The sequence below is a fragment of the Chloroflexota bacterium genome (assembly GCA_018648225.1).
GTDB lineage: Bacteria > Chloroflexota > Anaerolineae > Anaerolineales > UBA11858 > NIOZ-UU35.
The window spans coordinates 1-4,474 of sequence record JABGRQ010000218.1; the positions used below are offsets into that span (position 1 = coordinate 1).

Sequence of the window (4,474 nt, forward strand, 5' to 3'; positions counted from 1 at the left end):
ATGTCATAATACGTTATAGCGCCTGACCACAATTTTCACAAACTCTCACCCCTAGTGTGAGCGGATGCTGACACGCTTTGCAGATTTGCCCTGCTTCAGAATGGGGACGATCTCACTTGGCTTCGTCTTTAGCGAAGTTATTGCCCAGATTGATCGTGCGTGCAACTACACCATCCATTTTGACGCGCACCCGGCGGTTGGTGGAACCAGTTACGTCAATTTTTAGCCCCCGCATGGCTACGACATCCGTTAATTCAACTTCGTGGGGCGCAAGCTCGGCTTCAACAATAATGCGGTTGGTGGTGTGAAGGTTCTTCTCAGCAGAGACAGCCCTATAACCAACCCGAAGATCCACATTATTTTCAAGCCGGGTAGGGGTGATGGTCAGAGTGACATCAAAATGCTCTCGCTGCGGTAAGGAATCCAGAATTTGGCATTGGACAGCATCAAATAAAGAGCCACCCAAATCGATGATGATCCCTTTGGCTGGCGCGGCGCCGATATTTTCAATGCGGAATGTAATGCGCCCGGCTTCGTACTGTGTCATCTGCGGGTTGGTCCAGGGTTTGACGCGCAGCAAAGGGCCGCCAGCCAGTTTTTGCGCCCTGCTTTCACAGCGCCGCGATTCAGGCTGATTATCCAACTGCCAATACAACAGAGACGCTTGCAGGTAATATTCTGCGGCACGCTCGCGATCCATGCTTTTAATAAGCTCTGCAGCCCGGCAATAGGCTTCGGCGGCTTTACGCTCTTCGATAAGATGTTCCCATAATTTAGCCGCTTTTTCGGGCTGACCAGCCTGGTCCCAACAACTTTCGGCCAGTTGATAGTATTCCTGACGTTTTCGAACGTCGGTGGTTTGATGGGCAGCATGAACGTAGAATGCACCTGCTTGAGATGATTTTCCCATTAATTGAGATTGCTCTGCAGCCCAGAAATAGCGCCCTAGATGCCAGGGCAAAGCGTAGATTTGACCGGTGTCGGTTCCGAGGTAGAAATAGCCCTGATTCACACCCGGGGTGGAGAAGAGCTTGACCCCGCCGCCCAACTCAAATTTCCAGACCAATGACCCATCCTGTTTATCGAGCAGATAAAAGCCTTTCTGGTTGACACACACTCCTATCCAATTTTCCCACACCACCGGCGAGACGCTGATGCTATGGGCGAATTCCGGGCTGTGCCAGATTTCCAGGCCGGTATTCCGGTCAAAAGCGCGCAAATGATGATCGCGCCCACCAATATAGATGCGATTGCCAACAATCAACGGGGCGGCGATGAGCGAAGACGCACTCCGGGCAAAGGTTTCCAGGCGGCGGTCGCGCACATCAAACGAGACGAGACGGCCATCATCCGTACCAAAGAAGATGAGATTACCGGCCGTGACGGGCGGACTGGCGATGGGGCTGCCTACTTCAAGGGGCTGATTCCAGGCGAGGCGCAGGTGGGCCAGGTTATAAGCATTGATTTGGCCGGTTTGGGAAAGGCCAATGAGTAGATCGCCCACCTGGGTCAGCCGGGCGCGGCCGCGGGGCAACTGCATGACGGTATGCGAGAGCGGCTGGCCGGTTTCAAGATCAAAGGCGCTGACGCGGCCATCGTCGCTGGCGAGGTAGATGCGCGCGTCCCAGATGATGGGCGGCCCCCACACGCCCCCGCTGACCCCGCTCGACCAGAGTTCTTTTCCTGTGTCGCGATCAAGGCAATACAGGCGCGCATCGCCGCCCAGAAAGCCCAGGGTGGCGAAATACAGCTTGCCGTTGGATGGCGTTAGACCGCCAATGATGGCGTGCTTGGCTGGAAACATCCAGGCAGGCTGCCCGGTTCGGCGGTGGAAAGCTGCCAGCCCGCCCGCACCAGCACGCCGCTGCCCCCAGGAAAAGATCACCAGATTGCCGGTAAAGGCAACGTGCTGCGCCGGGCCGGGGATCTGAGCCTGCCACAGGGCTTCGCCCGGAGCGGGGCTGGGCAGCGTGCGCTGCCAGCCGCAAGCACATTGCGCCGCCAACGGGCCGAGATAGGTTTGACAGTTTGGGCAAAAGATTTCAGGCAACATGGGAACCCCGATATTACAATTTAAAACCACGAAAAAATGCAAATGAACATGAATTTCATGGGGTAATTATACATTACGATGCCCCATTCTTTGGTATAAATGAAAAATGCCCAACCCCAAGACACTCTATGGAATCAGAGGGTTGGGCTATTCTGTATTTGCCTGAGACCCCCACCCCTGCCCTCCCCCGTATCGGGGGAGGGAGAAAGCAAGAGAACCAGACGGGAAGCACCGGCACTCACTTCCCAGGCACGCGCCGCGCATCCGTGAACACGCGGCATTCTGGCCAGGGAAAACGCAACTTTGGGGGAAGTGATCGGGCGCAACGGAAACCGATGTTGTTGTTCCTATTTGATGGTTCGTTGTTGTTGCGATTGGCAACCCGCAGGTTGTTTCCATTATTGTTCCAGGAACCGCCACGCAGAACACCCTCCGGCGTCCCCACATATTCGGGCGGCAATGCGCCCGTTTATGCCAACTATGAAATTGTCTTCATCCAGCCGCCTAACAGTTTTCCAATTTCCACAAGCATGCCGGACGCGTGGCGGTATTGGCGCGGGCTGGTCAATTTACGCGCCTGCGCCAGACGGGTATACAAACGCAATTTATCCAGCACCAGATCAGCCTGAAGCAAAATATCGCCTTTGCGCCGCGTGGAACGCGTAGCTTTGACCAGCAATTCGTAAAACTCGAAAGCCGTATCTTCCAGGCGGCGAGCCAGCCGAAAGCGTTCATTCTTGGGGAATTTCTCGGTATGTGTCAAAAGCCATAGAATATAGTCGTAGGTTTTCGAGAAAACCGGCGATTGTTGAGCTGTATTTTTATCCATCCAGTTCATTCCCATCCAAACCTACCGAATGCAAAACCGCCCGGCGCAATCCCCAGGTATCCCCATAGCTGGCATGGTTGAGCCATCCCTGAATACTGGCTTGCATTTGATCGTGTTCAATTTGGCAAATTCGGGATTGATTGGCAATCACCCTGAGCCGCCGCCGAAATGCAATCCCATTACGCCGCTTCAAACGCCGGTGATCGGGAAAAATCTGAAAGCCAAGAAACGGCACGCCGATGTGAACCGGGCGCGGCTGCGCTTTGGTTTCGTGGATTGTCAGACGCAAGTCCTGCAAAAACTCAATGATCGCGGTTCTCCACTCGCTGAGCATAGATTTATCATCCCCAAAGAGCAGGATGTCATCCACAAAGCGGAGATATGCCCGGCATTTCAGCACGCGCTTAGCGTGTTGATCAAATTCGTTCAGGTAGACATTAGCCCAATGTTGGGATGTGAGATTGCCGATAGGCAGCCCCCTTTGACGGATGAGGCTAAACAAATCATCGCCAGGGAAGTAGACCGGCTCGTAAACTTCAGCTTGAACCCCATCGCCGCTGGAGATGATTTTGGCAATCAATTCCAACACCGCTTCATCGCCAATCGTTCTGCTCAGGATGTCCTTCAAAATTTCGTGGTCAATGGACGGGAAAAACTGGCGCACATCCAAATGCATTACATAGCGATAACGGCGCAAGAAGTACGTGCAGCGATCCAATGCTCTATGTGTGCCTTTACCGACGCGGTTGGCATAACTATCGTGGATGAACTGACGCTCGAACAGCGGTTCAATGACCTGCATCAGTGCATGATGCACAACCCGGTCACGGAAAGGGGCCGCGCTGATCAAGCGCCGTTTGGGTTTTTGGATGTAGAAATTGTGATAGCCCCCGGGGGTATAGGTTTGCGTCCGTAGTTCTTCTTCCAGATCAATGAGATTTTCTTCAAGGTCATATTCAAAAGCCGCCACATACGGCTTTGAACGCTTGCCGCAGGCTGCTTTTTTATACGCTACCCACAGGTTGAGCGGGTGCCAGATTTGATCGAACAGGTTGTAGTAACGCTTTGCCATGCCCCTTATATTGCAAGATCAATACCAGACAGCAATTCTGTTGGGGGGCACACCCCCCAAACCCCCCGCTTCAGAACTCCCTTCGGTCGCAGAACTCCCAGAGCTTCGCTCTGGTCGCAGAAATCAGCATTTCAGAATCAGGGTGCCCCCTTCGCTCCGCTACGGGGACACGGAGCGGGCGCAACGGAAACCGATGCTGTAGTGCCTACTTGATGGGGCGTAGTTGTAGCGATAGGCAACCCGCAGGTCGGATCCATTATGGCTCCAGGAACCGCCACGCAGAACGCGGTAATCGCCACTCTCTGGCCCGGTGGGATTCTCCGTAGGGGAGACTGCATAATAGCCGCTGTCATACCAGTCTTCCACCCACTCCCAAATATTGCCAGCCATATCATATACCCCGTAGCCATTTGGCTCATATTCACCCACCGGCGAAGTTTGGGCATAGCCGTCATCAATGTCTGTATTCTTCCAATCATAGCTACAATTGCTATCGCAAAAATTGGCTTGACCGGTGGCA

5 protein-coding genes are annotated in these 4,474 nt (G+C 53.9%); all 5 read right to left on the reverse strand.

All coding sequences use genetic code 11. The features are described from left to right. Window positions 1-112 precede the first annotated feature (112 nt). A complete protein-coding gene (locus HN413_18235; GenBank protein ID MBT3392341.1) occupies window positions 113-2,053 on the reverse strand; it encodes a PQQ-binding-like beta-propeller repeat protein in 1,941 nt (646 codons plus the stop codon). A gap of 238 nt (window positions 2,054-2,291) precedes the next feature. Then, on the reverse strand, window positions 2,292-2,513 hold the full coding sequence (locus tag HN413_18240) for an SUMF1/EgtB/PvdO family nonheme iron enzyme (GenBank protein MBT3392342.1): 222 nt from the start codon (window positions 2,511-2,513) through the stop codon (window positions 2,292-2,294). Between the two features lie 18 nt (window positions 2,514-2,531). Continuing rightward, on the reverse strand, window positions 2,532-2,882 hold the full coding sequence (gene avd, locus HN413_18245) for a diversity-generating retroelement protein Avd (protein MBT3392343.1): 351 nt from the start codon (window positions 2,880-2,882) through the stop codon (window positions 2,532-2,534). Next, complete coding sequence (locus HN413_18250) at window positions 2,875-3,954, reverse strand: RNA-dependent DNA polymerase (protein ID MBT3392344.1); 1,080 nt, start codon at window positions 3,952-3,954, stop codon at window positions 2,875-2,877. The genes avd and HN413_18250 overlap by 8 nt, the downstream gene beginning before the upstream one ends. Window positions 3,955-4,113: 159 nt before the next feature. Continuing rightward, a partial coding sequence (locus HN413_18255) for an SUMF1/EgtB/PvdO family nonheme iron enzyme (protein MBT3392345.1) occupies window positions 4,114-4,474 on the reverse strand: 361 nt, incomplete at its 5' end.